The sequence below is a fragment of the Paraburkholderia sp. FT54 genome (genome assembly GCF_031585635.1).
Classification (GTDB): domain Bacteria; phylum Pseudomonadota; class Gammaproteobacteria; order Burkholderiales; family Burkholderiaceae; genus Paraburkholderia.
Window position 1 is genome coordinate 2244729 of sequence record NZ_CP134195.1, and the last position, 26703, is coordinate 2271431.

17 protein-coding genes and 2 tRNA genes are annotated in these 26703 nt (G+C 63.2%); 7 read left to right on the plus strand and 12 right to left on the minus strand.

All coding sequences use genetic code 11. The features are described 5' to 3' along the window. Window positions 1–262 precede the first annotated feature (262 nt). A complete protein-coding gene (purL, locus tag RI103_RS10485; protein ID WP_310811979.1) occupies window positions 263–4348 on the minus strand; it encodes a phosphoribosylformylglycinamidine synthase in 4086 nt (1361 codons plus the stop codon). Between the two features lie 393 nt (window positions 4349–4741). Here purL and RI103_RS10490 point away from each other — a divergent pair, with 393 nt between their 5' ends. The 3 genes from RI103_RS10490 to pgi all read left to right on the plus strand — a co-directional run bounded on the left by RI103_RS10490 (window position 4742) and on the right by pgi (window position 9602). Next, the gene (locus RI103_RS10490; RefSeq protein WP_310811980.1) at window positions 4742–6040 is read left to right on the plus strand and encodes an FAD-dependent oxidoreductase; all 1299 of its coding nucleotides are present in this window, start codon (window positions 4742–4744) and stop codon (window positions 6038–6040) included. Between the two features lie 117 nt (window positions 6041–6157). Further along, window positions 6158–7747: an NAD(P)H-hydrate dehydratase gene (locus RI103_RS10495; RefSeq protein ID WP_310811981.1), complete on the plus strand. Its 1590-nt coding sequence runs from the start codon at window positions 6158–6160 to the stop codon at window positions 7745–7747. A 232-nt stretch (window positions 7748–7979) separates the two neighbouring features. Beyond that, the gene (pgi, locus tag RI103_RS10500; RefSeq protein WP_310811982.1) at window positions 7980–9602 is read left to right on the plus strand and encodes a glucose-6-phosphate isomerase; all 1623 of its coding nucleotides are present in this window, start codon (window positions 7980–7982) and stop codon (window positions 9600–9602) included. A 138-nt stretch (window positions 9603–9740) separates the two neighbouring features. Here pgi and RI103_RS10505 read toward each other — a convergent pair whose 3' ends face one another. Next, entirely contained in the window at window positions 9741–10427 is a 687-nt protein-coding gene (locus tag RI103_RS10505; RefSeq protein ID WP_310811983.1) for an ABC transporter ATP-binding protein, read from the minus strand. 28 nt (window positions 10428–10455) lie between these two features. Between RI103_RS10505 and RI103_RS10510 the strand changes: the two genes are divergently transcribed. Then, window positions 10456–11130, plus strand: a complete 675-nt coding sequence (locus tag RI103_RS10510) for an arylesterase (protein ID WP_310811984.1) — start codon at window positions 10456–10458, stop codon at window positions 11128–11130. A 118-nt stretch (window positions 11131–11248) separates the two neighbouring features. Then, window positions 11249–11590, plus strand: coding sequence for a hypothetical protein (locus RI103_RS10515; RefSeq protein WP_310811985.1), 342 nt, complete (start codon window positions 11249–11251; stop codon window positions 11588–11590). A 95-nt stretch (window positions 11591–11685) separates the two neighbouring features. On the opposite strand, the gene RI103_RS10520 is transcribed toward RI103_RS10515, so the two are convergent. The 3 genes from RI103_RS10520 to RI103_RS10530 all read right to left on the minus strand — a co-directional run bounded on the left by RI103_RS10520 (window position 11686) and on the right by RI103_RS10530 (window position 15076). Continuing rightward, window positions 11686–13623, minus strand: a complete 1938-nt coding sequence (locus tag RI103_RS10520) for a SurA N-terminal domain-containing protein (protein ID WP_310811986.1) — start codon at window positions 13621–13623, stop codon at window positions 11686–11688. Between the two features lie 86 nt (window positions 13624–13709). After that, window positions 13710–13786: transfer RNA gene (locus RI103_RS10525), tRNA-Asp, on the minus strand. Between the two features lie 342 nt (window positions 13787–14128). Then, the gene (locus RI103_RS10530; protein WP_310811987.1) at window positions 14129–15076 is read right to left on the minus strand and encodes a LysR substrate-binding domain-containing protein; all 948 of its coding nucleotides are present in this window, start codon (window positions 15074–15076) and stop codon (window positions 14129–14131) included. A 97-nt stretch (window positions 15077–15173) separates the two neighbouring features. Between RI103_RS10530 and RI103_RS10535 the strand changes: the two genes are divergently transcribed. Next, entirely contained in the window at window positions 15174–17231 is a 2058-nt protein-coding gene (locus tag RI103_RS10535) for an NADH:flavin oxidoreductase (RefSeq protein ID WP_310811988.1), read from the plus strand. 42 nt (window positions 17232–17273) lie between these two features. Continuing rightward, entirely contained in the window at window positions 17274–18863 is a 1590-nt protein-coding gene (locus RI103_RS10540; RefSeq protein WP_310811989.1) for an ABC transporter substrate-binding protein, read from the plus strand. A gap of 313 nt (window positions 18864–19176) precedes the next feature. Here the strand turns inward: RI103_RS10540 and RI103_RS10545 are convergent. The 7 genes from RI103_RS10545 to RI103_RS10575 all read right to left on the minus strand — a co-directional run bounded on the left by RI103_RS10545 (window position 19177) and on the right by RI103_RS10575 (window position 26644). After that, window positions 19177–19252 (minus strand) — tRNA-Val (locus RI103_RS10545). Between the two features lie 60 nt (window positions 19253–19312). After that, window positions 19313–19585 (minus strand): HU family DNA-binding protein, encoded by a 273-nt coding sequence (locus RI103_RS10550; RefSeq protein WP_007585907.1) that lies wholly within the window; start codon window positions 19583–19585, stop codon window positions 19313–19315. 343 nt (window positions 19586–19928) lie between these two features. Continuing rightward, window positions 19929–22352 carry an endopeptidase La gene (gene lon, locus RI103_RS10555; protein WP_132374695.1) on the minus strand — a complete coding sequence of 808 codons (2424 nt, stop codon included), beginning with the start codon at window positions 22350–22352 and terminating at the stop codon, window positions 19929–19931. A gap of 202 nt (window positions 22353–22554) precedes the next feature. Continuing rightward, a complete protein-coding gene (gene clpX, locus RI103_RS10560; RefSeq protein ID WP_007182009.1) occupies window positions 22555–23826 on the minus strand; it encodes an ATP-dependent Clp protease ATP-binding subunit ClpX in 1272 nt (423 codons plus the stop codon). A gap of 183 nt (window positions 23827–24009) precedes the next feature. After that, on the minus strand, window positions 24010–24663 hold the full coding sequence (clpP, locus tag RI103_RS10565; RefSeq protein ID WP_007182010.1) for an ATP-dependent Clp endopeptidase proteolytic subunit ClpP: 654 nt from the start codon (window positions 24661–24663) through the stop codon (window positions 24010–24012). 190 nt (window positions 24664–24853) lie between these two features. Further along, window positions 24854–26200 (minus strand): trigger factor, encoded by a 1347-nt coding sequence (gene tig / locus RI103_RS10570; protein ID WP_310811990.1) that lies wholly within the window; start codon window positions 26198–26200, stop codon window positions 24854–24856. 270 nt (window positions 26201–26470) lie between these two features. Beyond that, window positions 26471–26644, minus strand: coding sequence for a hypothetical protein (locus tag RI103_RS10575; protein ID WP_310811991.1), 174 nt, complete (start codon window positions 26642–26644; stop codon window positions 26471–26473). Window positions 26645–26703: the final 59 nt, after the last annotated feature.

Genomic DNA, 26703 nt, shown 5'->3' on the forward strand with positions numbered 1-26703 from the left:
GTACCCGAGCAGGTACGAAATGGCGAATTGGCTCTTTATATGCGGGGTTTCGTACCCGATCGGGTACGAAGGAATGAACAAATTGGAAATATCGCGGTTGACGTACCCGAGCGGATACGAAAAAGATGCCGTCTATCTGGGTCATCGCCCTGAGACGGACCGGCGCGTTTGCCGTCCACGCTCCTTCCGCGTCACACGGCCCTGTGGCCGCAGCACGGCAAGGCTGCCGCGCGCGAACTGCACGGCAGCCTGTCTCACACCATCACCCCAACCAGCGACGCGCGTTCTGGAACACGCGCATCCAGGGGCTGGCGTCCGTGCCGCCTTCGCCCCAACCTTCCGGATGCCAGCTCATCTGCACCGCGCGATGCACGCGCTCCGTATGCGGCATCAGCACCGTGAAGCGGCCGTCCGGCGTCGTCACCGACGTGATGCCGTTGGGCGAACCGTTCGGGTTGAACGGATATTGCTCGGTCGCCTGACCACGGTGATCGACATAACGCATCGCCACGGCGACCTTCGACGCATCGCCTTGCTGCGAGAAGTCCGCGTAGCCTTCGCCGTGCGCGATCGCCACCGGAATGCGCGAGCCTTCCATGCCGTTGAAGAAGAGCGACGGTGAAGCCTGCACTTCGACCAGCGAGAAGCGCGCTTCGAACTTCTCCGACTTGTTGCGCGTGAACTTCGGCCAGGCTTCGGCGCCCGGAATCATCGAGGCAAGGCTGCTCATCATCTGGCAGCCGTTGCAGATGCCGAGCGCGAACGTGTCTTCGCGGCCGAAGAACGCGGCGAACATGTCGGCCAGTTGCGAGTTGAAGCGCATCGCCTTCGCCCAGCCTTCGCCGGCGCCCAGCGTATCGCCGTACGAGAAACCGCCGCACGCCACCGCGCCGGCGAAATCCGCGAGGTTCGCGCGGCCGGCCAGCAGGTCGCTCATGTGAACGTCGTGCGCGTCGAAGCCGGCGCGGTCGAATGCATAGGCTGTTTCAAGGTGCGAGTTGACGCCCTGCTCGCGCAGGATCGCGACGCGCGGACGCGCGCTCCCGCCGATGAACGGCGCCGCGACGTCGTGCGCCGGATCGAACGTCAACACAGGCGTGATGCCCGGATCGGCCGCGTCGGACAGCGCGTCGTATTCGGCGTCGGCGCAAGCGGGGTTGTCGCGCAGACGCGCGATACGCCAGCTCACTTCGCTCCACGTACGATGCAATTCGGTGCGCGGCGCTTCATAGATCTTCTTGGCGTCGCGATAGATTTCGATCGTGTCGCGCTCGTTGAGCTTGCCGATCACATGCGAGCACGCCGACAACCCATGCTCGCGCAACGCTCCGAGCACCGCGTCGCGCTCAGACGCGCGCACCTGAACGACGGCGCCGAGTTCTTCGGTGAAAAGCGCGCGGATCGTGCGATCTTCACGGCGGCCGCTGGTCTGCTTCGCCCAGTCCTTGGCGTCGCCGTAATCGGATTCATGGTTCGGATCGAGCACCAGCATGTCGACGTTCAACGACACGCCGACGTGCCCCGCGAACGCCATTTCGCACACGGTCGCCCACAGGCCGCCGTCGGAACGGTCGTGATAAGCGAGCAGCTTGCCGTCCTGATTCAGTGCCTGGATCGCGGTGAAGAAACGCTTGAGGTCTTCCGGATCTTCCACGTCCGGCACCGTGTCGCCGACCTGCTGCGTGACCTGCGCGAGAATACTGCCGCCCAGACGATGCTTGCCGCGGCCGAGATCGATCGCGATCAGCACGGACTCGCCCACGTCGCTGACGCGACGCAGTTGCGGCGTGAGGTGGCGGCGCACGTCCTGAACCGGCGCGAACGCCGAGATGATCAGCGAGACTGGCGCGACCACTTCCTTCGCGACGCCGCGATCTTCCCACTTGGTGCGCATGGACAGCGAATCCTTGCCGACTGGAATGCTGATGCCGAGCGCCGGGCACAACTCCATGCCGATCGCCTTGACCGTGTCGTAGAGCGCGGCGTCTTCGCCCGCTGCGCCGCAAGCGGCCATCCAGTTCGCCGACAGCTTGAGCTTGTCGAGCGACGCGATCGGCGCCGCCGCAATGTTGGTCACGGCCTCGCCGACCGCCATGCGGCCCGACGCCGGTGCGTCGATCACGGCGAGCGGCGTGCGCTCGGCCATGGTCATCGCCTCACCGGTGAAGCCCGCGTAGTCCATGGTGGTGATCGCGACGTCGGCCACCGGCACTTGCCACGGGCCGACCATCTGGTCACGCGCGGTCGTGCCGCCCACCGAGCGGTCGCCGATCGTGATCAGGAACGACTTGCTCGCCACCGTGGGATGACGTAGCACGCTGGTCGCCACATCCGCGAGCGCAATGCCGGTCACATCCACCGGTTCGAGCTTCTGCTCGACGCGTTTGACGTCGCGATGCATGCGCGGCGCCTTGCCGAGCAGCACTTCCATCGGCATGTCGACCGGCTGGTGCGCAGTGTCGTCGTTCAGTTCGGAGTCGATCAGCTTGAGCTGGCGCGCGGCGGTGGCCGTGCCGATCACCGCGAACGGGCAGCGCTCGCGCTCGCACATGGCGGCGAAGGCCGGCAGATCGGCCGGCGCGATGGCCAGCACGTAGCGCTCTTGCGCCTCGTTCGACCAGATTTCGCGCGGCGACAAACCGCTTTCTTCCAGTTGGATCTTGCGCAGATCGAACAGCGCGCCCTTGCCGGCGCCGTCGACCACTTCCGGGAAGGCGTTCGACAGACCGCCCGCGCCCACGTCGTGAATGCTCAGAATCGGATTCTTTTCACCAAGCTGCCAGCACGCGTTGATGACCTCCTGCGCACGGCGTTCGATTTCCGGGTTGCCGCGTTGAACCGAATCGAAGTCGAGTTCAGCGGTGTTGGTGCCGGTCGCCATCGAGCTTGCCGCGCCGCCGCCCATGCCGATGCGCATGCCTGGACCGCCGATCTGGATCAGCAGCGAGCCTTCCGGCAGATCGTGCTTATGCGTGTGCTGGTCCGAGATATTGCCGATGCCGCCGGCGATCATGATCGGCTTGTGATAACCGCGCACCAGGCCCGCGACATTCTGCTCGTAAGCGCGGAAATAGCCGCCCAGGTTGGGCCGGCCGAATTCGTTGTTGAACGCGGCACCGCCGAGCGGGCCGTCGATCATGATCTGCAGCGGCGAAGCGATCCGATCGGGCCGACCGTACGCTTCGTGCTGGTCGGCCGGATTGCGGTGCGCGAGCGGCTGCGCGGCGTCGCGCGCGTTTTCCCATGCTTCGACGCCGTCCGGCAGTTCCAGATTCGACACGGTGAAGCCCGCCAGACCCGCCTTGGGACGCGCGCCGCGGCCGGTCGCGCCTTCGTCGCGGATTTCGCCGCCCGCGCCGGTCGCGGCGCCCGGGAACGGCGAGATCGCGGTGGGGTGGTTGTGCGTTTCCACCTTCATCAAGGTGTGCGTGAGTTCGTTGCTGCGGCGGTAGTGCTCCGGCAACTCACTCGCCCCCAGGTCGGCCGGCGTGCGCGGGAACCAGCGCTCGGCCATGCCGCCCGCCATGATCGCCGAGTTGTCCGAATACGCGACGATCGTGCCTTGCGGATTGAGCTTCTCAGTATTGCGGATCATGTTGAAAAGCGAGATGTCCTGCTTCTCGCCGTCGATGGTCCAATCCGCGTTGAAAATCTTGTGGCGGCAGTGTTCGCTGTTGGCCTGCGCGAACATCATCAACTCGACGTCGGTCGGGTTGCGGCCGAGCTTCGTGAAAGCCTCGACCAGGTAGTCGATTTCGTCGTCGGCGAGCGCGAGGCCCAGTTCCGTGTTCGCCGTTTCCAGCGCGCCGCGGCCATTGGCCAATACGTCGACGGTCTGCAGCGGCTTGGCCGGCAGTTCGTCGAACAGATGCAGCGCATGGTCGCGCGACGCGGACACGCTTTCGGTCATGCGATCGTGCAAGGCTGCCGCGACAGCCGCGCGGGCTTCGTCGGAGAGCGCCTTCTTGCCGCCCAGCAGGCCGCTTTTCAGCGTGACCGTGTATTCGACGCCGCGCTCGATGCGGCGCACCTGCGTGAGGCCGCACAGATGCGCGATATCCGTCGCCTTGCTGGCCCACGGCGACACCGTGCCGAAACGCGGCACCACGAGGAACGTCTCGGCCGTGCCGCGCTCTCTGGTTTCTTCGAGCGGATCGCCGTAGTGCATCAGCGCTTCGATCTTCGCGTTGTCTTCAGCGGAAAGCGGCGTCTGGGCGTTGACGAAGTGCAGATATTGCCCGCGCACGCCGGTAATGTTCGGATCGATGCGCGTGAGCGTTTCGAGCAGGCGGGTTTGACGGAAATCGGAAAGGGCCGAAGCGCCGGGGAAACACGAGAAGTGGGCCATGGACTTGACGTTGCGTCGCTAATGATGCCGATGAGTGATGCCGATGAGTCGCGCGTGAAGGCGACGTGAGGCGCAAAGGAAGTCCGGGATTATACCCCGGGAAGAGGCTTCCAGCGGGCTTGGCGGTGCGGTTTCGGGCGCGTTTCGAGATAGTTTCGCGCGGGTTCCACATGGGCTCCGGGCACGTTCCGGCCGGCCTCGGACACGCCCGCGGCACGCACGGCGGCGGCGCTCAGGCGTTGCATCCGCGTGGCCGCGCCAGCGGTTTGACTGCTATCATTCGCCCTTTCACCAGATCGGCGCGAGCGGCCTGAACAGGCCGGCAGCGCGCCGCATGTCACGCTCAACGGGAATGCGCCGCTTCGGCGTCCCGTCGGCCATTCGAATCAGAACATGGATGTCATTGTCATCGGCGGCGGGATCGCGGGCGTCGCCACCGCTTATCAACTGCGCGCGGCCGGCCATCGGGTATGCGTCGTCGAGCGCCACGCCACGGTCGCGCAGGGCGCCACCTATGGGCACGGCGGCACCATCCTGCCGACCCCGCTGGACACCTGGTTCGGTCCGACTTTCATGGCGAGCCGTCAGAACGCCAGAAACGGCGTCGTCAACAAGACCGGCTTCAACGGATCGGCGCGCCAGTTCGTCAAGCAGCTCGCCGAGCTGCAGGAACCCGACGCGTTCGGCCGTCAATACGGACTGCTGCGGCCGCTGATCGAGCTGTCGCGCGACACCATGGCGGACATGGAGGCGCGCTTCGGCCTCGAGTTTGAACAGACGAGCGGCGTGCTCTATCTGGTGCGCTCCGAACAGGAGTGGCAGCAGATGCGGCCCGCGCGCGCTTTGCTGCAGCTTTTCGAAGTGCCGCACCACGAGTTGACACCCGAGCAATGCGCCGCCTTCGAGCACTCGGTGCGCACCGAACCGGAATTCGCCGGCGGCGTGCTGTTCGACCAGGAGCGTACGGCCAATGCGCCGCTCTTCGCCAAGCTGATCAAGCAGACGCTGGATGGGCAAGGCGGCGTGCAATTCATGCTGGGCTGCGAAGTCTCGTCGATTCGCCTGGAAGGCCAGCGCGCCTCGGTGGAACTGGCGCCGCGGCCGGGCACGAACTCCCGTTCGCGCGAGGTGGATGTGATCCACGCCGACGCCGTGGTCGTGACTGCCGGCCATGGCAGCCTGCCGCTGCTCGAGCAACTCGGCTTGCGCCTGCCGCTGCATCCGCTGCGCCTGCACACGCTGGTCGCACCGATCGCGCATGAGGAATGCGCGCCGCACGTCGCGATCGTGGACGCCGTGAAGCGGATCGCGATCAGCCGCATGAACCATCGCCTGCGGATCGCGGGCGGTGCGGTTTTGCAAAGCGCCGGCCAGATCGACAAGCCGCTGGGCGAAGCGGTGACGAAAGAAGCCCTCGCGCTGCTCGGCCAGGCTACGCACGACTGGATCCCGGGCGCCGCACGGATCTCCGCGGCCTTGCCGTGGGAAGGCGTCAAACTGCTGTCGCCGGACGGCTTGCCGGTAATCGGCAACGCACTGCATCCGCGTCTATTCGTCAATGTGGGCCACGGCCCCGCGGGCTGGGGTCTCGCCTGCGGAGCGGGCAAGCTCATGGCCGACCTGATTTCGGGCGGCACGCCGGACGTCCCCGCGGACACGCTGGCCGCCCTACGCCCGGATCGGTTCAGGTAAATCGCCGGCCCGCGCACGAGCGGGCCGCAAGAGGCGCCCGCCGGGCGCCCATCGGCACTACCATAGCGATTCCCCAAGCTTTTTCGCCTGCCAACGGGCGAACCGCCAAGCCTCGCCATGACAGAAGCCGATAACACGCCGCCGACGCTCATCAACCCGCACAGCCGGGCACTGCCGCTCCTGACGCTTACCGACCTGCGGATCGCCGAATCCCAGGCGGCCGCCGCCTTGCCGAAACACACGCTGATGGCGCGCGCCGGCAAATCCGCCGCGAGCTTCCTGCGCGAGCAGATCACGCGCGATACCTCGATCGGGAAATCCAGCCAGAAGGTGTGGCTCATCGCCGGGCCGGGCAACAACGGCGGCGACGCGCTGATTCTCGCGACGGAGCTGCACGAAGCCGGCATCGCCGTCGAGCTCTGCATGCCGGTCGAAGTGAAACCGGAAGACGCGCGCTGGGCACTCGACACGGCCCGCGCGGCAGGCGTTGCGATCACCACCGCACCGCCCGCCTCACTGGACGGCTACACCTGGCTGGTGGACGGCATGTTCGGCATCGGCCTGACACGTCCGCTCGAAGGCGTGTTCGCGGCGCTCGCCCGGCAGCTGTCGCAACGAGCCAAAGCCCGGCCGCGCAAAGGCGGCGTGCTGGCGCTCGACGTCCCAAGCGGCCTCGACAGCGACACCGGCACGGTGGTGGGCAACGGCGACGGCGCCGCCGTCCACGCCACCCACACGGTCAGCTTCATCGGCGCCAAACCCGGGCTTTTCACCGCGCAAGGGCGCGACCTCGCCGGCACCGTCACCGTCGCGCCGATCGGCGTCGACACCAGCGGCCGCGCGGCCGTGCAACTGAACGCGCCCGAACTCTTCGCCGCCTTCCTGCCGGCGCGCGATTTCGCGACCCACAAGGGCAGCTTCGGCAGCCTCGCGGTGGTCGGCGGCGACACCGGCATGTGCGGCGCGCCGATCCTCGCCTCGCGCGCGGCGCTGTTCACCGGCGCGGGCAAGGTGCACGTCGCGTTGCTGGGCGAAGGCGCTCCGCCCTACGATCCGCCGCATCCCGAGCTCATGCTGCATGCCGTCGACGATCTGCCGCTCGATCAGATGGACGCGCTCGCCGTCGGCTGCGGCATGGGTCATCGCGAACGCGCCACGCAGGTGATGCACGACGTGCTGCGACTCGACGTGCCCAAGCTGTTCGACGCGGACGCGCTGAACCTGATCTCGAAAGATCCCGCGCTCGCGGCCGACGTCACCGCGCGCGGCGTGCAAGGCGATCCGTGCATCCTCACGCCACACCCGCTCGAAGCCGCGCGTCTGCTCGGCACCGACGCGCCGGGCGTGCAGCGCGACCGGCTCAGCGCGGCGCGCTCGCTCGCCGCGCGCTTTGCCAGCGTGGTGGTGCTCAAAGGCGCCGGCACCATCGTCGCGGCTCCGGATGGGCGCCTCGCCATCAATCCGACCGGCAACGCCGCGCTCGCGACGGGCGGCACCGGCGACGTGCTCGGCGGCATCATCGGCGCCCTGCTCGCGCAGCATCTGCCGCGCTACGAAGCGGCGCTCGCGGGCGTCTATCTGCACGGCCTCGCCGCCGACACGCTGAGCGCGCAAGGCCACGGTCCCGCGGGCCTGACGGCGGGCGAACTGGCGCCGATGGTGCGAACCTTGCTGAACCATTTGTTCTATCCGGCGGCGCAGTCCTGACGCTGTCCGTCCCAACCTATGGATGGACGGCCCAAACCGCTGCCGTCTGTCACGCAACGCCGTTATACTGACTGACCGCGCCGCGCGTCGGAGCCACGACGGGTGACGGCGAACTTTCGCCGCCACTCACGGCGAACCCGGCCGCGCGGCATCTCTAACAGCATCGTTGCATCATCCTCGGCAGCGCTTCACGCGCGCGCCTTTCTTCGTGCTACTTGGTTAGACGGACGCTATGACCCAGAACTCGCTCCCCTCCTGGTCCTCGCTGCAAACGCATTACGAGAAGATTCGCGATGCGCACATGCGCGACTGGTTCGCCCCCGAGAACGATCCCGCCCCTACCCGTGCTGAGCGCTTTGCGTTCGCGGGCGGCGGTCTCGCGGCCGATTTCTCGAAGAACCGCATCACCGAAGAAACGCTGAAACTGCTAGTGCAACTCGCGCGCGAAGCCGGCGTCGAGAAACGCCGCGACGCCATGTTCGCGGGCGATATCGTCAATCCGACCGAAGGCCGCGCCGTGCTGCACACCGCCTTGCGCGCCACCGATCCGAAAGCGCCGTTCTACGCGCAAGTCCAGGCCGAGCGCAAGAAGATGGCCGCGTTCGCCGAGCAGGTGCGCAGCGGCGAATGGAAAGGCTATACCGGCAAGCGGATCCGCTATGTCGTGAACATCGGCATCGGCGGCTCGGACCTCGGGCCGAAGATGGTCGTGCATGCGCTGCATCATCTGGCCATGCCGGAGATCACCACGCACTTCGTGTCGAACGTCGACGGCGCCGATCTGTACAACGTGATGCAGCAGATCGATCCCGAAGAAACGCTCGCGATCATCGTCTCCAAGACCTTCACCACGCTCGAAACCATGACCAACGCGCGCTCGCTGCGCGACTGGTTCATCGAGAAAGGCTGCCCGGAAAGCGCGTTGGCGAAGCACTTCGTCGGCGTGTCGGCCAATCCCGCGGAAGTGGTCAAGTTCGGCATCGCGAAAGAGAACGTGTTCGAGATGTGGGACTGGGTCGGCGGACGCTATTCGCTGTGGTCGGCGGTGGGCCTGTCGATCATGATCGCGATCGGACCGCAGCAGTTCGACGAACTGCTCGCCGGCGCCAACGAGATGGACCAGCATTTCCGCGACGCGCCGCTGGAGAAGAATCTGCCGGTGCTGCTCGGCATGATCGGCATCTGGTATCGCAACTTCTTCGGCTCGCAAAGCTATCTGGTCGCGCCGTATTCGCAAGCGCTGCATTTCCTGCCTTCGTATCTGCAACAGCTCGAAATGGAGAGCAACGGCAAGTCCGCGCGTCTGGACGGCGCGACGGTCGACTATCCGACCGCCGCTGTGACGTGGGGCGAACCGGGCACGAACGGTCAGCACGCGTTCTTTCAGATGCTGCATCAAGGTCCGACGATCGTGCCGATCGACTTCATCGCCGTGTTGACGCCGGAGCATCCGCTCGTCAGCCATCATCCGAAGCTGCTCGCCAATTGCTTTGCGCAAAGCGAAGCGCTGATGGTCGGCCGCACGCTCGAAGAAGCGAAGAAAGTGGCCGGCGCCGACAAGCCTGAACTCGCACCGCACCTGGTGTTTCCAGGCAACCGTCCGACCAGCACGCTGCTGGTCGACGCGCTCACCGCACGTTCGCTCGGCGCATTGATCGCGTTGTACGAGCACAAGGTGCTGGTGCAGGGGACGGTGTGGAACATCAACTCCTTCGATCAGTGGGGCGTGGAGTTGGGCAAGATTCTCGGCAAGGTGGTCGAAGCCGATCTGACGGCGCCGAGCGCCGATGTGAAGAAGCACGATTCGTCGACGTCCGCATTGATCGCGCGGGCGCGCGCGGCGTTGAAGAAGTGATGGTGAGCGGCGCGGTGGGCCGCGCCGCTGAAGTTACGCTGACTTGATTGGGGCACTCACCTTTTGGCGAGGTGAGCCGGAATGAAAAAGCGGGCCCTTGTGGCCCGCTTCGCTTTTGTAGCGACGCTCGACATCCGCTCAGGCGAGACGTCCCGCCTCGATCGTCACCGTCGTATCGCAGCGGCGCGCCAGTTCGATGTCATGCGTGACGAGAATCAACGTGGCGCCGTTCGCGCGGTTCATCTCGAACATCAGATCGATCACCGCATGACCGGTGGCGGCGTCGAGACTGCCTGTCGGTTCGTCGGCGAAGAGGATCGCCGGATGCGTGACGAACGCGCGCGCGAGCGCCACGCGTTGCTGCTCGCCGCCCGAGAGCAGCTTCGGATAGTGACCGGTGCGCTTGCCGAGACCCACCTGTTCCAGCAAGCGGCGCGCACGCGTTGCAGCCTCGCGCGTGCCAATGCCGCCTTGCAGCTCCAGCGGCAACGTAACGTTTTCGAGAGCCGTCAAATGAGGCATCAGTTGAAACGACTGGAACACGAAGCCGACCGAACCGCTGCGCAAGGCGGCGCGCTCGTCTTCGTTCAGTTCACCGAGTTCGCGGCCGAGCAACCGAACCGAGCCCGAGCTCGCGCTGTCCAATCCTGCGAGCAAGCCGAGCAGCGTAGACTTGCCCGACCCGGATGCTCCGACGATTGCCACACTGCTGCCGGCATCGATAGCAAGATCGATGTCGTCGAGAATCGTCAGTTCGCCCGTTGCATCCTTAACCTTCTTGGATAAACCCCGCACTTCAATGACTGGATCAGTTTTGTTTAGCATGGTGAAGCGTAGGTTGAAAGTGCGTGCCATGACGTCTCGCGCCACGGCGTTGACAACGGCATGCAGCTGCGCCGTTGTGGCCGCCACCCTGTTTTCAGTGAGCCTCGCGGCCCGGGCCGCCAACGCGCCCGAACCGGCCAGGCCGGTGATCGTCGTGCTCGGCGACAGCATCTCCGCCGAATACGGCCTGCCCCGCGACACGGGCTGGGTCGCCTTGATGCGCCAACGCCTCACCGACGAGCGAATCGATTATAGCGTTGCCAATGCGAGCATCAGCGGCGACACCACGAGCGGCGGACGAGCCCGCTTGCCCGCGCTCATGCAACGCCTGAAGCCGAGCATCGTGATTGTCGAACTCGGCGCCAACGACGCCTTGCGCGGCGTGCCGCTCTCCACCACCGAGGACAACCTGCGCACGATCATCGAGCAGGCTCAGCAAGGTCACGCGAAGGTCGTGCTGGTAGGCATGTATGTCCCGCCTAATTACGGCCCGGACTATACGCAAAAGTTCCACGGCTTGTACGGCGAACTGTCGAAGCAGTTGGGTGTGCCCCTCGTGCCGTTTCTGCTCGCCGGCATCGCCGACAAACCGGACATGTTCCAGGCCGATCAGCTTCATCCCACACAGCAGGCACAGCCAGTGCTACTCAACAACGTGTGGCCGGCAATCAAGCCACTCCTTCGCACAAGTTCGCCGCACTGAAAAGCCTGCTAACAACTTGTTTCCAGAACTTCGGGAACGCGGATCGGTAAGGTCTCTCTGACACTTTCGTAATCCCGTGTAACCCGGCTCGATTTTGAGCGACTTATGAGGAGATAACGTGAAATATTTACCGTTAATCGCTTTGACCGTGGCAATTTCCGCCTGCGCCGCTCAACCGCCCGCTGGCGTTCAATCCGTTGGTCAAAGCCAGCAACCGCCGAAGGCTGTCGCTACCTGCATCGCGCAAAAATGGGCCGACACCTCGCAGCAACAAGTCGTTTCGCAAGACACGTTGGCTAACGATCAAGCCATGGATGTGTATGTTCCGGGTCAGCAGCCGCCTAGCGGCGCCGCCGCTGTCGTACGTCCGTCGTACACCGGCAAGGGCACGTGGGTCGGCTTCCGCGCGAATGGCGCTGCGGGCAGCGAGGCCACGGGTGCAATCAGCGGCTGCCTGTAATAGCTCCAGAGTGTCGCAGCAAACCGTTTGATGAGGCTTGCCCTCGTCAAACGAAAAGCCCCGCAATTGCGGGGCTTTTTTGTGTCAGCGCGGTGTTACTCGCCGCTCGCCTGTGCATTGCTGCTGTCAAGCGAACCGTAGAACTTCACCTTCGAGCGCGCACGCACGGCTTCGACATACGCCTCTGCTTCGGACTGCGCATCGACCTGCGCGATCTGTTGTTGCGCCGCGGCCAGATGTTGCGGATCGACCGTCGAACCCGCCACCACCGAGTTCACGCGATAGATCGCATAGCCGTCGTCGCCGAGATCCACGCCGACGTAGGCCGGCAATTTTTGCGCATCCGCCTTGTAGATTGCACTCAATGCGGCCGGCGGCACGCCTTGCGCGTCGTTGCGCGACACCTTCAGCGGCGACGAGAAGCCCGTGGTCGCCTTCGACTTTTCGAACTCGGCCAGTTTGGCCACGCCGTCCTTGTGAGCCGCCTCGTTCGACTGAACCGCGATCACCTTCTGACGCACGGCATCCTTGACGGCGTCAAGTGCCGGCACCGCCGCGGCCTTGTAGTCGGTCACGCGCGCCGCGATCAACGTGTTGCCGCCGACGTCGATGGCCTGCGTGTTGTTGCGTGCCGTCGTGGCGTCAGTCGCGAACACCGCGGCGAGGAACTTCGCGTTGTTCAGCGGGCTGTCAGGCGCGAGCTTCGGATCCGGCTGCGGCGTGACCGTGGCGGTCTGAACTTGCAGCTTGTACTTGTCGGCAGCCGGTTGCAGGCTCTTGGCCTTTTCGTAGACGATCGAGGTGAAGCCTTCCGAATCGTCGGTGAAAGCCTTGCTGGCCAACTGCGTCTTCAGGTCTTTCGAGATCTGATCTTTCACTTCGTCGAACGGCCTCGTGACCGCCGGCTTCACGTCCGTCACCTTGACGATGTGATAGCCGAAATCGGTCTGCACGATGCCGCTGACTTCGTCTTTCTTCAGCGCGAACACGGCGTCGTCGAACGCCTGGCCGCCCGCGATCATGCCACGGCCGAAGTAACCCAGATCGCCGCCCTTCGACGCCGACCCCGGATCCTGCGAATTCTGTTGCGCGATCTGCGCGAACTGGTCCGGATGCGCCTTGATCTGCGCGAGCAAGTCTTCGGCCTTCTGCTTCGCCTTGGCCTTGTCGGCCGCGCTCGCGTCTTTCGGTGCCGCGATCAGGATATGGCTCGCGCGCACCTGTCCGTCGGTGCGGTAGTGCGCGAGGTTGTCGTCGTAGTACTTCTTCAGATCGGCGTCGCTCGGCTGCGCGGAAGCGGCGAGCGTGGCCGGCGACATCACGAGATACTGGATCGTGGCCGTAGCGGGCGTGGCGAATTCGTTGCGATGCGCGTCGTAATACGCTTGCAGTTGCGCGTCGGTGGGCTGCACCTTCGCGGCGTAGTCGCGCGGATGGAACGCGATGCCCTGCACTTCGCGCTGCTGTTCCGCGAGTTCGGTCAGATGCTGCGCGAGCGTTTTCGACGTGAACGCGCTGCCTTGAATGGCGGCCGGCAACTGCTGCGTGGCGATGCTGTAGCGCACGCGTTCGTCGTACTGGTCAGGCGTCATGCCCTGCATGGCGAGCAACTGCTTGTAGCGGTCGACGTCGATCGTGCCGTCGGGATTCTTCAGCGACGAGATCACCGGATCGTTGAGCAGCACACGGCGCACGGCGTCGTCGGACGCGGTGAGGTGCAGGCGCTGAGTTTCATCGGCCAGCACGCGTTGCTCGATCAGACCGTCGAGCATCTGACTGCGGCGTTCGGGCGTGTCGAACGACTTCATGTCGAACTGCGCGCCGAGCATCTGACGGGCGCGGTCGAGCTGCTGACGCATCGCGTCGTCGTATTCAGCGCGCGTGATCTTGTGACCGTTGACGCTCGCGACGTTTGCACTTTCGTCAAAGAAGCCGCGAAAGCCCTGAATACCCACAAAACCCAACCCCGGCACAATGACGAGGATGAGCATGAACATCATCAGGCGTTTGTGATTGCGGAAAAAATCGAGCATGCGTGAGGAGTGCCAAAAACAGAACGCCCGATCTTACAACAGCGGGCAATAAAAAAGGCGAACCGGAGTTCGCCTTTCGAGGATACTGGCGGAGTGGACGGGACTCGAACCCGCGACCCCCGGCGTGACAGGCCGGTATTCTAACCGACTGAACTACCACTCCTTATACTGCACTGAAACACTTAACCGGATCTGAAACCAGTGGTGCCGAAGGGCTCGAAAACTCCCAACAAAGCCTTGAGACAAGCGCTTCCACGCGATTCGATTGGTTGACTGCAACGAAAAATACAACAGACGGAAATTGTAACCGAAAGCGTCGCATGACTGCAACACTTCCGAAGTGCGACCGTGTTGCCCAACAGTAAGGAAGCCTTGGCGGGAGCGTTGGGCTCGCTCCGCGCGAGCCAGAGCGGCGCATGCGTACCATCGCCGCAATTCTGGGTGTGGTCGTAGACAGCCTGCGGGCAATCGCGGACACGTCCCTGTCCGGCCCGTGCCGCAAGCGTCAATTCGACGCCCCACTCTTTATCCGCTCCAGCGAAGCCAGAACCGGCGCGACTTTCGCCAGCTCCGCGCGCATCTCGTCGACCAGCCATTGCGCCACCTGGCGCACCGATCCCGACGGCTCGCGCGAGCGGCATTCCAGCACGTAATTGCAGCCCGTCTCCACCATCCGGTCCGATGCGGGGACGACCGCCCCCGTATTGAGCGGCGCGGCGACCGCGAGCAGCCAGCCGAGCAGCACCCCGTGCCCGAGCATGGCGCCCTGCAGCGCGAGACCCGGATCGGAATAGCTGGCGTGTTTCGCCGATGCGTGGTTCATCACTCGTGTCAGCTCGAAATAGTCGGCCCACGTATGCGTGGTCGGCTCGAGGTGAATCAGCGTGTGACCGCCCGCCTGACGCGGCGCGTCGAGGGGGCCGTGCTGCGCGAGATAGTCCGGGCTGCATACGGCGACGATCAGCTCCGGACAGAAACAGAGCGCATCGTGCTCCGAGCCGGGCTTATGCAGACGGATACCGAGATCGGCGCCATCGAGCGGACCGTACAGGCGGCTCGCCATCACCTGCAAGCGCAGGTTCACCGACGGAAACGCATGCTGAAAGCGCTCATGGCGCGGCAGCAGCCACTGCGACGCGAACCCGCTGGAGATGGAGAGCGTGACCGTCTCGCTCTCTTCCTTGCGGCTCTTCAGTTCGGTGATCGTGTCGCTCACCTGGCCGAAGCCCGAAGCCACCGCGACGCGCAGTTTCACGCCTTCGTCGGTGAGGGCCAGGCCGGTCTTGGTGCGCGCGAACAGTTTGAAGCCGAGCGCGTCTTCGAGACGCGTCACCATGCGGCTCACCGCGACCGGTGTGACGTTCAGTTCGAGCGCCGCGCGCGTGAGGCTCATGTGACGCGCGGCGGCCTCGAAAACGAGCAGCGCCTGAAGCGAAGGAAGCCTAAGTCCCATCTGCTAACACCATGTTATCCGCGTTGACGAACATGTAAATTGACGCGCCTTCAGGGCAACTCTACTTTGTCGGCAGACCCATCGAGAGAGTCCCGACATGACAGAACAAAACGCGGACCAAGCGCGGCCGGCCGCTTCGTCCGATCCCCTGCTGCAACCGCTGACGCTCAGGCATCTGGTGCTGAAGAACCGCGTGATGAGCACGAGCCACGCGAGCCGTCTCATTCAAAACGAATTCCCGCAGGAAGTCTATCAACGCTATCACGAGGAAAAGGCTCGGGGAGGCATCGGGCTCACCATGTTCGGCGGCTCGTCGAACGTGAGCATCGACAGTCCCAACACGTTCCAGCAGATCAACATGGGTGTCGACGAAGTCGTCCCGCATCTGCGGCGCTTCTCCGAACGCGTGCACGCCCACGGCGCCGCGCTGATGTGTCAGATCACCCATCTCGGCCGGCGCGGCGATCCCTACGCCGAACCGTGGCTGCCGATGCTCGCGCCGTCGCCGCGCCGCGAAACGCTGCACCGCGCGATCCCGCAAGCGATGAACGAGCACGACATCAAGCGCATCGCGGCCGACTTCGGACGCGCGGCGCGCCGCTGCATGGAAGGCGGACTCGACGGCCTGGAAACGCACGCGGGCGGGCATCTGATCGGGCAGTTCCTCAACCCGGCCGTCAACCTGCGCAGCGATCGTTACGGCGGCTCGGCCGCGAACCGGTGCCGCTTTGCGATCGAGGTTCACGAGGCGATCCGCAAGGAAGTCGGCGACGCCTATCCGGTCGGTCTTCGCTTCGCGCTCGAAGACGGCTGCAGCTTCGAAGAAAGTCTGGAAATGGCCCGCATCCTGCAGCAAAGCGAGCTTCTCGACTTCTTCAACGTGGTCTACGGCCGCATGGACACGAAGATGTCGCTGGTCGTCAACAGCATGCCCGGCATGTTCATGCCGTCCGCGCCCTGGCTCGCCAAGGCCGCCGCGTTCCGGCGCGCGGTGCGGCTGCCGGTCTTTCACGCCGCCAAGATCGCCGATCTCGCCACCGCGCGCTATGCGATCGGCGAGGGCCTCATCGACATGGCCGGCATGACGCGCGCGCACATCGCGGAGCCGCATCTCGTGCGGCTCATCGAGACGGGCCGCGAGGCGGCCGCGCGCCCTTGCGTCGGCGGCTCGCATTGCCGCAATACGAAGGCGACCTGCATCCACAACCCGGCGACCGCGCGCGAAACCTTCCTGCCGCACGACATCGAGCCGGCCGCGACGCCTCGTCGTGTGCTGGTCGTCGGCGCGGGGCCGGCCGGTCTCGAAGCGGCGCGCGTGTGCGCGAGCCGGGGCCATCGGGTCACGCTACTCGAAGCGGCCGACCGCGCAGGCGGACAAGTGCTGCTGGCAGCGTCGGGAAGCTGGCGCAAGGATCTGATCGGCATCGTCGACTGGCGTCTCGCCGAACTGGAACGGATGGGAGTCGACATCCGCTACAACCAGTACGCCGAACTCGCCGACGTGCTCGAACAGCGCCCGGACGTGGCGATCGTGGCAACGGGCGGCACGCCCGATCTCGACGCGCTGCCAGGCGGCGAATCGTGCCGCTCGGTGGTCGATGCGTTGTCGGATACGCCGCCCAGAGCGGGGCGCGTGCTCGTCTACGACGGCACCGGCCGTCACAACGCGTATCTATGCGCCGAGCGCTTCGTGTCGGCGGGACTCGACGTGCGCCTCGCCGTGCTCGACGCGTTGCCCGCGCAGGAAACCGGCGGCAAGGGCGACGACCTCGTGTGGATGCGCAACCTCGAAAAGTGGCAGGTGCCGGTGCGCACCCATCTCGAACTCGTCGAAGTGCGGCACGGCGACGCCGGCATGCTGCGCGCGATCTTCAGGCATCAGTTGACCGATGAACTCGTGGAAATGGAAGCGGAGCATATGGTCGTCGAACGCGGGACCCTCGCCGCGGACGATCTCTTCGAAGCCGCTCGCGTGCATTCGGTCAACGACGGCCAGATGGACCTCGCGGCGTTCGCGCGCGCGCAGGCGCAGCCGGTCCTGCGGAGCGCGACCGGCGATGCGCAGTTTCATCTTTACCGGATCGGCGACGCGGTGGCTTCGCGCGACATCCATACCGCGATCTATGACGCGTATCGCCTCTGCGTCGCGATTTAGGCGAACACCCTTCCCGCTCGATCAGAACTCAAAGGACAAACCATGGCCACGACTCCGGACACAAATACCCCCGACCTCGAACGCAGGCGCGCCGTGAAAACGCTTCTCGCGGCGGGCGCCGCCGCGACCGCGGGCTGGTCCGCCCTGGCCGGCGCGGCCGCCACTGCGACGGCGACCGCCGCGGCGAAGCCGCGTCAAGGCGGCATCATGCGCGTCGCGACGGCCAACCAGTCGCAGTCCGATTCGCTCGACCCCGCGAAAGCCTCGCACACCGCGGACTATTCGCGCATGTTCATGTTCTACAGCGGCCTCACTGAGTTCGACAGCAACTTCAAGGTGCAGAACGCACTCGCCGACGCGTTTGACACCAGCGATCACAAGCGGTGGATCGTCAAGCTCAAGCCGAACGTGCATTTCCACGACGGCAAGCCGCTCACCGCGGACGATATCGTGTTCTCGCTCTTGCGTCATAAAGATCCGGTGACGGCGTCGAAAGCCAGATCGATCGCCGATGCAATCGACTCTGTCAAGGCGACCGGACCGCTGCAAGTGGAGATCGTGCTGAACGCGCCCAACGTCGATTTGCCCGCGCTGTTCGCCGTGCCGCATTTCGTCATCGTCGCGGCCGGTACGAAGGATTTCTCAAAGGGCAACGGCACGGGCCCGTTCGTTTGCAAGGAATTCACGCCGGGCGGCCTATGCGTCGGCACGCGCAATCCGAACTTCTGGAAACCGGGACTGCCGTATCTCGACGAAGTGCAACTCGTCGGCATCGTCGACGATGCCGCGCGCCTGAACGCCCTGCTCGCCGGTGACATCCAGCTCGTCTCGCCGGTGCCCGCGCGCGACGTCGAGCGCCTCAAGCGCGCCGGCGGCTTCGGCGTGCTCGAAAGCCAGTCGGGTCTCTACACCGATCTCATCCTGCGTCAGGACGCGGCGCCCACCCGCAACCCCGAGTTCGTCCAGGCGATCAGGTCCCTGCATGACCGCGAGCGCATTCAGAAGACGCTGCTGCGCGGCTATGCGACGATTGGCAACGATCATCCGGTTCCCGCGTGGCACCCCTACTATCTCGCAGGACTGCCGCAGCGCACTTACGACCCCGAGCGCGCGAAGTCGCTCATCAAGAAAGCGAATCTGTCCGGCACGGCGGCGGAAATGGTGGTCCCTCCTTCGATCGAATCCGCACTCGATTCCGCGCTGATGTTGCAACAAGCCGCGATGCAGACCGACCTCACACTCGACGTGCGCCGCGTGCCCGCTGACGGCTACTGGTCGACGCACTGGATGAAGCATCCCATGACCTACGGCTCGATCCTGCCGCGGCCGACGCTCGATCTGCTCTATACGCAATTCTTCAAGTCCGATTCCGTGTGGAACGAGTCGGGCTGGAAGAATGCGCAGTTCGACCAGCTGCTGGTGCTGGCGCGCCAGGAGAAGGACGACACCAGGCGCAAGCAGATTTACGGCGACATGCAGACCATCGTGTACGAGAAAGGCAGCATCATCATCCCTGCATTCATCAACTTTATCGATGCGCATAGCAGCCATGTCAAAGGGCTGGCCGGTTCGCCTTCGGGACGCTTGATGGGCTACCGCTTTGCGGAATTTGCATGGCTCGACGCTGCGTGATCGGGCATTCGCGCAAGCGAAAGCCTGCATGCGCCGCGGCCTTCGAACCGCTGTCGTTGGCCCGGCGTCGACACCGCCGGGCCCTGTTCGCGGAGCCGGATCTGTCCGAGGTGGTTCTGCAGCGCCATCCGCACGGTCGTCGCTTGAAGAATGCAGGCACCGTATAGGCCGCAGAGCGCGTATGGCTTTGATTGGATGCCAATAAGCATCCCTTGACATCTGAAGCCATGAAAAAACCCGCAGAGCCATTAGCCATGCGGGTTTCCGGGTACTACCATGAGCGCCTTCAGACAAACTTGGACGCGAAACGGAATGGTGGGTGCTGAGAGGCTCGAACTCCCGACCTACGCCTTGTAAGGGCGCCGCTCTACCAACTGAGCTAAGCACCCGTTTCGCAATTCAGCGCTTCTGCTTGCCGCTTGATTTTGCTTTCCCAAGCAGCAAGCGCGTTAGTTTAGCGCATCCTTCAGGGCTTTGCCAGGCCTAAATTTAGGAACCTTCGCCGCTTTGATTTTGATGGCGGCGCCGGTGCGCGGATTGCGACCGGTGCGCGCGGTGCGCTTGCCGACCGCGAACGTGCCGAAACCGACCAACGTCACTGAACCGCCCTTTTTCAACGTACCTTTGACACCACCGATCACAGCATCGAGTGCGCGGCCTGCCGCTGCCTTCGAAATGTCGGCTTGCTGTGCAATGTGATCGATCAATTCCGTCTTGTTCATTCCAACCCCCGAGAATGTTTATGGCAATCGTGACGGCGCTCTCTTAGCGCCTGGCATCACGCGGCCGGCGGCCAACGCCGGGCGCAATCATTAGAATTGTCCGAAACCCTTGTGTCAAGCGGGATTGAGCCTGATTCGCGAGGTTTTTGAGGGGGTTGCCTATAACGAAATGTTGCCGCACATCGATGCACACACAACCAGTCGGCAAGCGCACGGCAGCTTTACTCAATAGGTGGGAAAACGCGTCTCGCGAGACGCTAGACGGAGGCGGCGTGGGAAATAAAAAAACCCGCGGCCGTGACCGCGGGTTTTCTTCAAACAAACAGCTTCGTTGCCGACTGTCTTAGTGCTTCACGACTTCCGTTGCAGCGGCGTCTTTGCCCGGCTCCGCTGCGACCGGCGCAGCAGGCTTCGGCTCTTCTTCCGGCAACGCCGCCGGCACACGTTCGAGTGCCAGTTCGAGCACCTTGTCGATCCAGCGGACCGGCACGATCTCAATTGCGTTTTTCACGTTATCCGGAATCTCCGTCAAGTCTTTGACGTTTTCTTCCGGAATCAGCACCAACTTGATACCGCCGCGATGCGCCGCCAGCAGTTTTTCCTTCAAGCCGCCGATCGGCAGAACTTCGCCACGCAGCGTGATTTCGCCCGTCATCGCGACATCGGCGCGCACCGGAATTCCGGTCAGTACCGACACCAGCGCGGTCGTCATCGCGATACCGGCGGACGGACCGTCTTTCGGCGTCGCGCCTTCCGGCACGTGGATGTGAATGTCCTGCTTCTCGAACGCTTCGTCCTTGACACCGAGACGGCGCGAACGCGAACGAACCACCGAGCGTGCTGCCTCGACCGATTCTTTCATCACGTCGCCGAGCGAACCCGTGCGGATCACATTGCCCTTGCCCGGCATCACCGCGGCTTCGATGGTCAGCAGATCGCCGCCCACTTCCGTCCATGCGAGACCCGTGACCTGGCCAACCTGATTTTCCTTCGCGGCCAGACCGAAGTCGTACTTGCGCACGCCGAGGAACGTGTCGAGGTTGCTGCCGTCCACCTTCACCGCGCCTTCCGCCTTCTTCAGCAGAAGCATCTTCACGACCTTGCGGCAGATCTTCGAAATTTCACGCTCGAGCGAACGCACGCCCGCTTCACGCGTGTAGTAACGAATGATGTCGCGAATCGCGGTTTCCGTCACATCGACCTCGCCTTCCTTGAGGCCGTTGTTCTTCTTCTGCTTGGGCAAAAGATAACGCTGTGCGATGCTGACCTTCTCGTCCTCCGTGTAACCCGACAGACGGATCACTTCCATCCGGTCGAGCAAAGGCGGCGGAATGTTCAGTGAGTTCGACGTCGCCACGAACATCACGTCCGAGAGATCGAAGTCGACTTCGACGTAGTGATCGGCGAACGTATGGTTCTGTTCCGGATCGAGCACTTCGAGCAGAGCCGACGACGGATCGCCGCGGAAATCCTGGCCCATCTTGTCGACTTCGTCGAGCAGGAAGAGCGGATTGCGCACGCCGACCTTGGTCAGGCTTTGCAGAATCTTGCCGGGCATCGAACCGATGTACGTACGACGGTGACCGCGAATCTCGGCTTCGTCGCGCACGCCGCCGAGCGCCATGCGCACGAACTTGCGGTTCGTGGCGCGAGCGATCGACTGACCCAGCGACGTCTTACCGACGCCCGGAGGCCCAACGAGGCACAGGATCGGCGCCTTGACCTTGTCGACACGTTGCTGGACCGCGAGATACTCGAGAATGCGTTCCTTCACTTTCTCGAGACCGAAGTGGTCTTCGTCGAGCACGCGTTCCGCATTCGAGAGGTCGTTGTTGACCTTGCTCTTCTTGCGCCACGGCAAGCCGATCAGCGTGTCGATGTAGTTGCGCACGACCGTCGCTTCAGCCGACATCGGCGACATCAGCTTGAGCTTCTTCAGTTCGGCGTCGGCCTTCTTCTTGGCTTCCTTCGGCATGCGGGCAGCCGTGATGCGCTTCTCGAGTTCTTCGAGGTCCGCACCTTCTTCGCCTTCGCCGAGTTCCTTCTGGATCGCCTTGACCTGTTCGTTCAGGTAGTACTCGCGCTGGCTCTTTTCCATCTGGCGTTTCACACGCCCACGGATGCGCTTTTCAACCTGCAGGATATCGATCTCGGCCTCAAGCTGCGCGAGCAGATGCTCGAGTCGCTCGATGACCGGGAACATTTCGAGGATGTGCTGCTTCTGGTCGAGCTTGAGCGGCAGATGCGCCGCGATCGTGTCGGCCAGACGACCCGCTTCGTCGATACCCGACAGCGACGTCAGGATCTCGGGCGGAATCTTCTTGTTCAGCTTCACATACTGGTCGAACTGCGACACGATCGCGCGGCGCAGCGCTTCGGTTTCAGCGCTGTCGGCGTGGTCGGGTTCGAGCGGCATGACTTCGCACGAGAACTGCGTTTCCTGCTCTTCGATGGAAAGCGTTTTCGCACGCTGCAAGCCTTCGACGAGCACCTTCACGGTGCCGTCGGGCAGCTTCAGCATTTGCAGGATGTTCGCAACACACCCTACTTCGTACATGTCCTTTTCGGTCGGCTCATCTTTCGCAGCCGTTTTCTGGGCGACGAGCATGATGTGCTTGCCGCCTTCCATCGCTGCTTCGAGAGCCTTGATCGACTTCGGGCGGCCTACGAAGAGCGGAATCACCATGTGCGGGAAGACGACTACGTCACGCAGCGGGAGCAGCGGGAGCGTAATGCGTTCCGGCGGAAGGAGTTGGGTTCCTGACATTTCATTTCCCCATGAGTGGAATCAGTTCGTTCGATAGGTGAGGCCAGCAGAAAAGATTGCAAGCCTCCGCGTGTGGGAAAAGTTCAGTGACTCCGAAGGTTCAGTGACTCCATAGTGAAAACAACCAGCCTGACCACACGATAAACGAAAAAAGCCGTTCACGTTGCCATGAACGGCTTTTTTTGCAGAACCCGAAAGCCGATCAGTTCGAACCCGCCACTTTGGGCGCGTCTTCGTAGATCAGTAGCGGTTTGCCGTCGCCGTCAATCACGTTGTCGTCAATGATGACCTTGCTAACGCCTTTCATTTGCGGCAGGTCGTACATCACATCAAGCAACGCCTGTTCCAGGATGGAGCGCAGACCACGCGCGCCCGTCTTGCGACGAATTGCCTTGCGCGCGACAGCTTGCAACGCGGCCGGGCGAATTTCGAGCTCGACGCGTTCCATGTTGAACAGCTTGTGGTACTGCTTCACCAGCGCATTCTTCGGTTCGACGAGAATTTTCATCAATGCGACTTCGTCGAGCTTGCCGAGCGTGGCCACCACCGGCAGACGGCCGATCAGTTCGGGAATGAGACCGAACTTGATCAGATCTTCCGGCTCCACTTCGCGCAGCACTTCGCCGGCGTCGCGGTCCTGCTTGCTCTTCACGCTCGCGCCAAAGCCAATGCCGGTCTTCTCGGTACGATCGACAATCACCTTTTCGAGGCCGTCAAACGCACCACCGCAGATGAACAGAATGTTGGTCGTGTCGACCTGGATGAAGTCCTGATTCGGATGCTTACGGCCGCCTTGCGGCGGCACCGACGCCATCGTACCTTCCACCAGCTTCAGCAAGGCCTGCTGCACGCCCTCGCCCGAGACGTCGCGGGTGATCGAGGGGTTGTCTGACTTGCGGCTGATCTTGTCGATTTCGTCGATGTAGACAATGCCGCGCTGGGCCTTGTCGACTTCGTAATTGCAGTTCTGCAACAGCTTCTGGATGATGTTCTCGACGTCTTCACCGACGTAGCCGGCTTCCGTCAGCGTGGTTGCATCGGCAATCACGAACGGGACGTTCAGAAGGCGCGCGAGCGTTTGCGCGAGCAGCGTCTTGCCGGAACCGGTCGGGCCGATCAGCAGGATGTTGCTCTTGGACAACTCGATTTCGTCCTTCTTGTCGAGATGCTTGAGGCGCTTGTAGTGGTTGTACACCGCGACCGCGAGAATCTTCTTCGCGCGTTCCTGACCGATCACATACTGGTCGAGGATTTCACGGATTTCTTGCGGACTCGGCAGATCGGACTTGGACAAGCCCGCTTCGATGCCCGCACCTGCAGCCTCATCGCGGATGATTTCGTTGCACAGGTCGATACATTCATCACAGATGAACACCGACGGGCCAGCAATCAATTTTTTGACTTCATGCTGGCTCTTGCCGCAAAACGAGCAATACAACAGCTTTTCGCTGTTAGAACCTTTCTTGTCCGCCATAGATGTGTGAGCCTCCGGACACTCGATTACATGATACGCCGTTTGCCCTGGCCTCGCAGTTGGGGCGGGGCCGGGCTTGAGCCAAGGTGACGGCGTTTGCCGCAGGCACTCGGACGAAGTTTGATTATTTCACAACCGATCCGGCGCTGTTTTTGCCCCATTTCGGGGCAAAAACGCACCATTTCAAGGACGCTTGTGCGCCACCTGGTCGACGAGGCCGTAAGCTTGCGCGTCGTCGCCGGACATGAAGTTGTCGCGGTCGGTGTCGCGTGCAATACGTTCGACCGGTTGGCCGGTGTGATGCGCCAGCAGATGATTCAGCCGTTCCTTCAAATACAGGATTTCACGCGCCTGAATTTCGATGTCCGACGCCTGACCGCGCGCGCCGCCGAGCGGCTGATGAATCATCACGCGCGAATTCGGCAGAGCAAAACGCTTGCCTTTCGCGCCGGCCGCCAGCAGGAATGCGCCCATGCTGGCTGCAAGGCCCATGCACAGCGTGGAGACGTCCGGCTTGATGAATTGCATCGTGTCATAAATCGCCATGCCTGCGGAAACCGAACCGCCCGGGCTGTTGATGTAGAAACTGATGTCCTTGTCCGGGTTTTCGCTTTCGAGGAACAGCATCTGCGCGACGACGAGATTGGCCGTCTGGTCGTTCACTTCACCGACCAGGAACACAATGCGTTCCTTCAGCAGACGGGAGTATATGTCATACGAGCGCTCGCCCCGGCCGCTCGTTTCCACGACGATCGGCACCAGTCCGAGCGCCTGCGCTTCGAGATCCCGCGACGACTGGGAGGTCAACGTGTCCAGCATTTGAGCGCGAAAGGTCATGCAGTTGATCCTTGTCTGAAATATTCTAAATATTAGATGCTGGACAGGTGTGGTCGACGACCCCGTATTCAAGTGCGCGATAAGTGCGGCACGATGCGTGACACAATGCAAAACGCGGCGCCCATTCACAGCACAAAAAAACGGCGTGCGGGCCGTCGCTCCGACAGCCGGCACGCCGTTGCAGCGACGCTTACGCTTGCGCCGTTGCGCTTGCCAGTTCTTCGAAGCTCACTTCCTTGTCCGTCACCTTGGCCTTGCTGAGGACGAAATCGACGACGTTGGCTTCAACGACGTACGCTTCCATTTCGGCAAGACGTTGCTGGTTGGAATAATACCAGCGGACGACTTCCTTCGGGTCTTCATAGCTTTTCGCGAATTCGTCCACTTCGGCACGGATCTGCTCGGGCTTGGCCTGCAGCTCATTGGCCTTGACCAGCTCGGCCAGCACGAGGCCCAGCTTGACGCGGCGCTCAGCCTGTTCCTTGAACATTTCAGCCGGGATCGGCGCATCTTTGGCGTTCGGCACGCCGCGTTGCTCCAGATCCTGACGCGCCATCGCGACGAGACGCTCCTGATCCTGTTCGATCAGTGCGTTCGGCACGTCCAACTCGGAAATCTTCAGCAGCGCGTCCATGACCTGGTTCTTGACGATGGCTTGCGTGCGGCGCTTCGCTTCGCGTTCGAGATTGTCTTTGATCTCAGCGCGCATCTTGGTCAGATCGCCGTCTTCGATGCCGAGCGACTTCGCGAATTCAGCGTCGATTTCCGGCTGGTGCGGCCACTCGATCTTTTTCATAATGATCGTGAATTGTGCGGTCTTGCCAGCGACGTCCTTGCCGTGATAATCCTCAGGGAACGCCAGATCGAATTCCTTCGATTCGCCGACCTTCAGGCCCGTGGCAGCCTTTTCGAATTCCGGCAGCATGCGGCCCTCGCCCAGCACGAACGCGAAATCGTCCGCGCTGCCGCCCTGGAACACTTCACCTTCGATCTTGCCGACGAAGTCGACCGTTACGCGATCGCCTTCTTTCGCTGCCGTGTCGGCGCCGCCGTCACCATGCTCGCCGGCTTCGCCGCGAGCGTGGAAGTGCACGCGCTGCTTGCGCAGGATGTCCAGCGTGCGGTCGATTTCCGCTTCGCTGATGGTGGTCGTGGTGCGCTCGATTTCGGCGGTGGCGACGTCGCCCAGCTTCACTTCCGGATACACCTCGAACGTCGCGTCGAACGCGTAGTCGCCTTCGACGGCGTCGCTCTTCGGCGCGAAGCTCGGTTGACCGGCGACGCGCAGGTTTTCGGCGCGGCTGATGTCGAAGAATTCCTTGCCGACCTTGTCGCTCAGCACTTCGGCTTCCACCTGGCCCGAATACTGTTGCGTCACCATCTTGAGCGGCACCTTGCCCGGGCGGAAACCCGGCATACGCACGTTCTTCGCGAGTTGACGGATACGCGAGTCCACTTCCTTCTGGACGGCGTCCTTCGGCAGGGAAATCGTGACGCGGCGTTCGAGCTTGCCGAGGTTTTCAACAACGTTAGCCATGGCTTCAATCGTCCTAAAATTATTCGAGCGAATCAGTTATCTTCTCCGTGCCGCTTGTCGATGCCGCGCGATCTCGCGTTTTTCGGTCGCGTTTGAGTCGCTTCGCATCGATTGCGCGCCTGCGCCGCGGGCCTGCAGGCCGCCGGCAGCACGGTTGAGTCCAAAGAGCCGAATATTTTAGCAAACTATTTGCGCGCCTAGCCGGGATTCGATGAATGCGCGCGTTTTTGTCGGCGTTTTGATCGGATTCCGGCCGCTTTCCGTGCTGTTTCAGGCGCGTTTGCGCACTGCTCCGGTGCGCCCCGGGCGCCGCGCCGCTGCTACGCCGTGCCGGTCCGCATGCATCGTTTCCGGTGGCTTCGCACCGATCATCCAGCGCGGACTGCCGCACGCGCCGCGCGTGCGCGCTTTGCCCGCGACGATGCCGGCTATGCCATTCGACATATTCAGTCGGCGCGCCCATGCTGATAAGCTAATGGACGCGCTCGGGGCTGCGCCCGCCT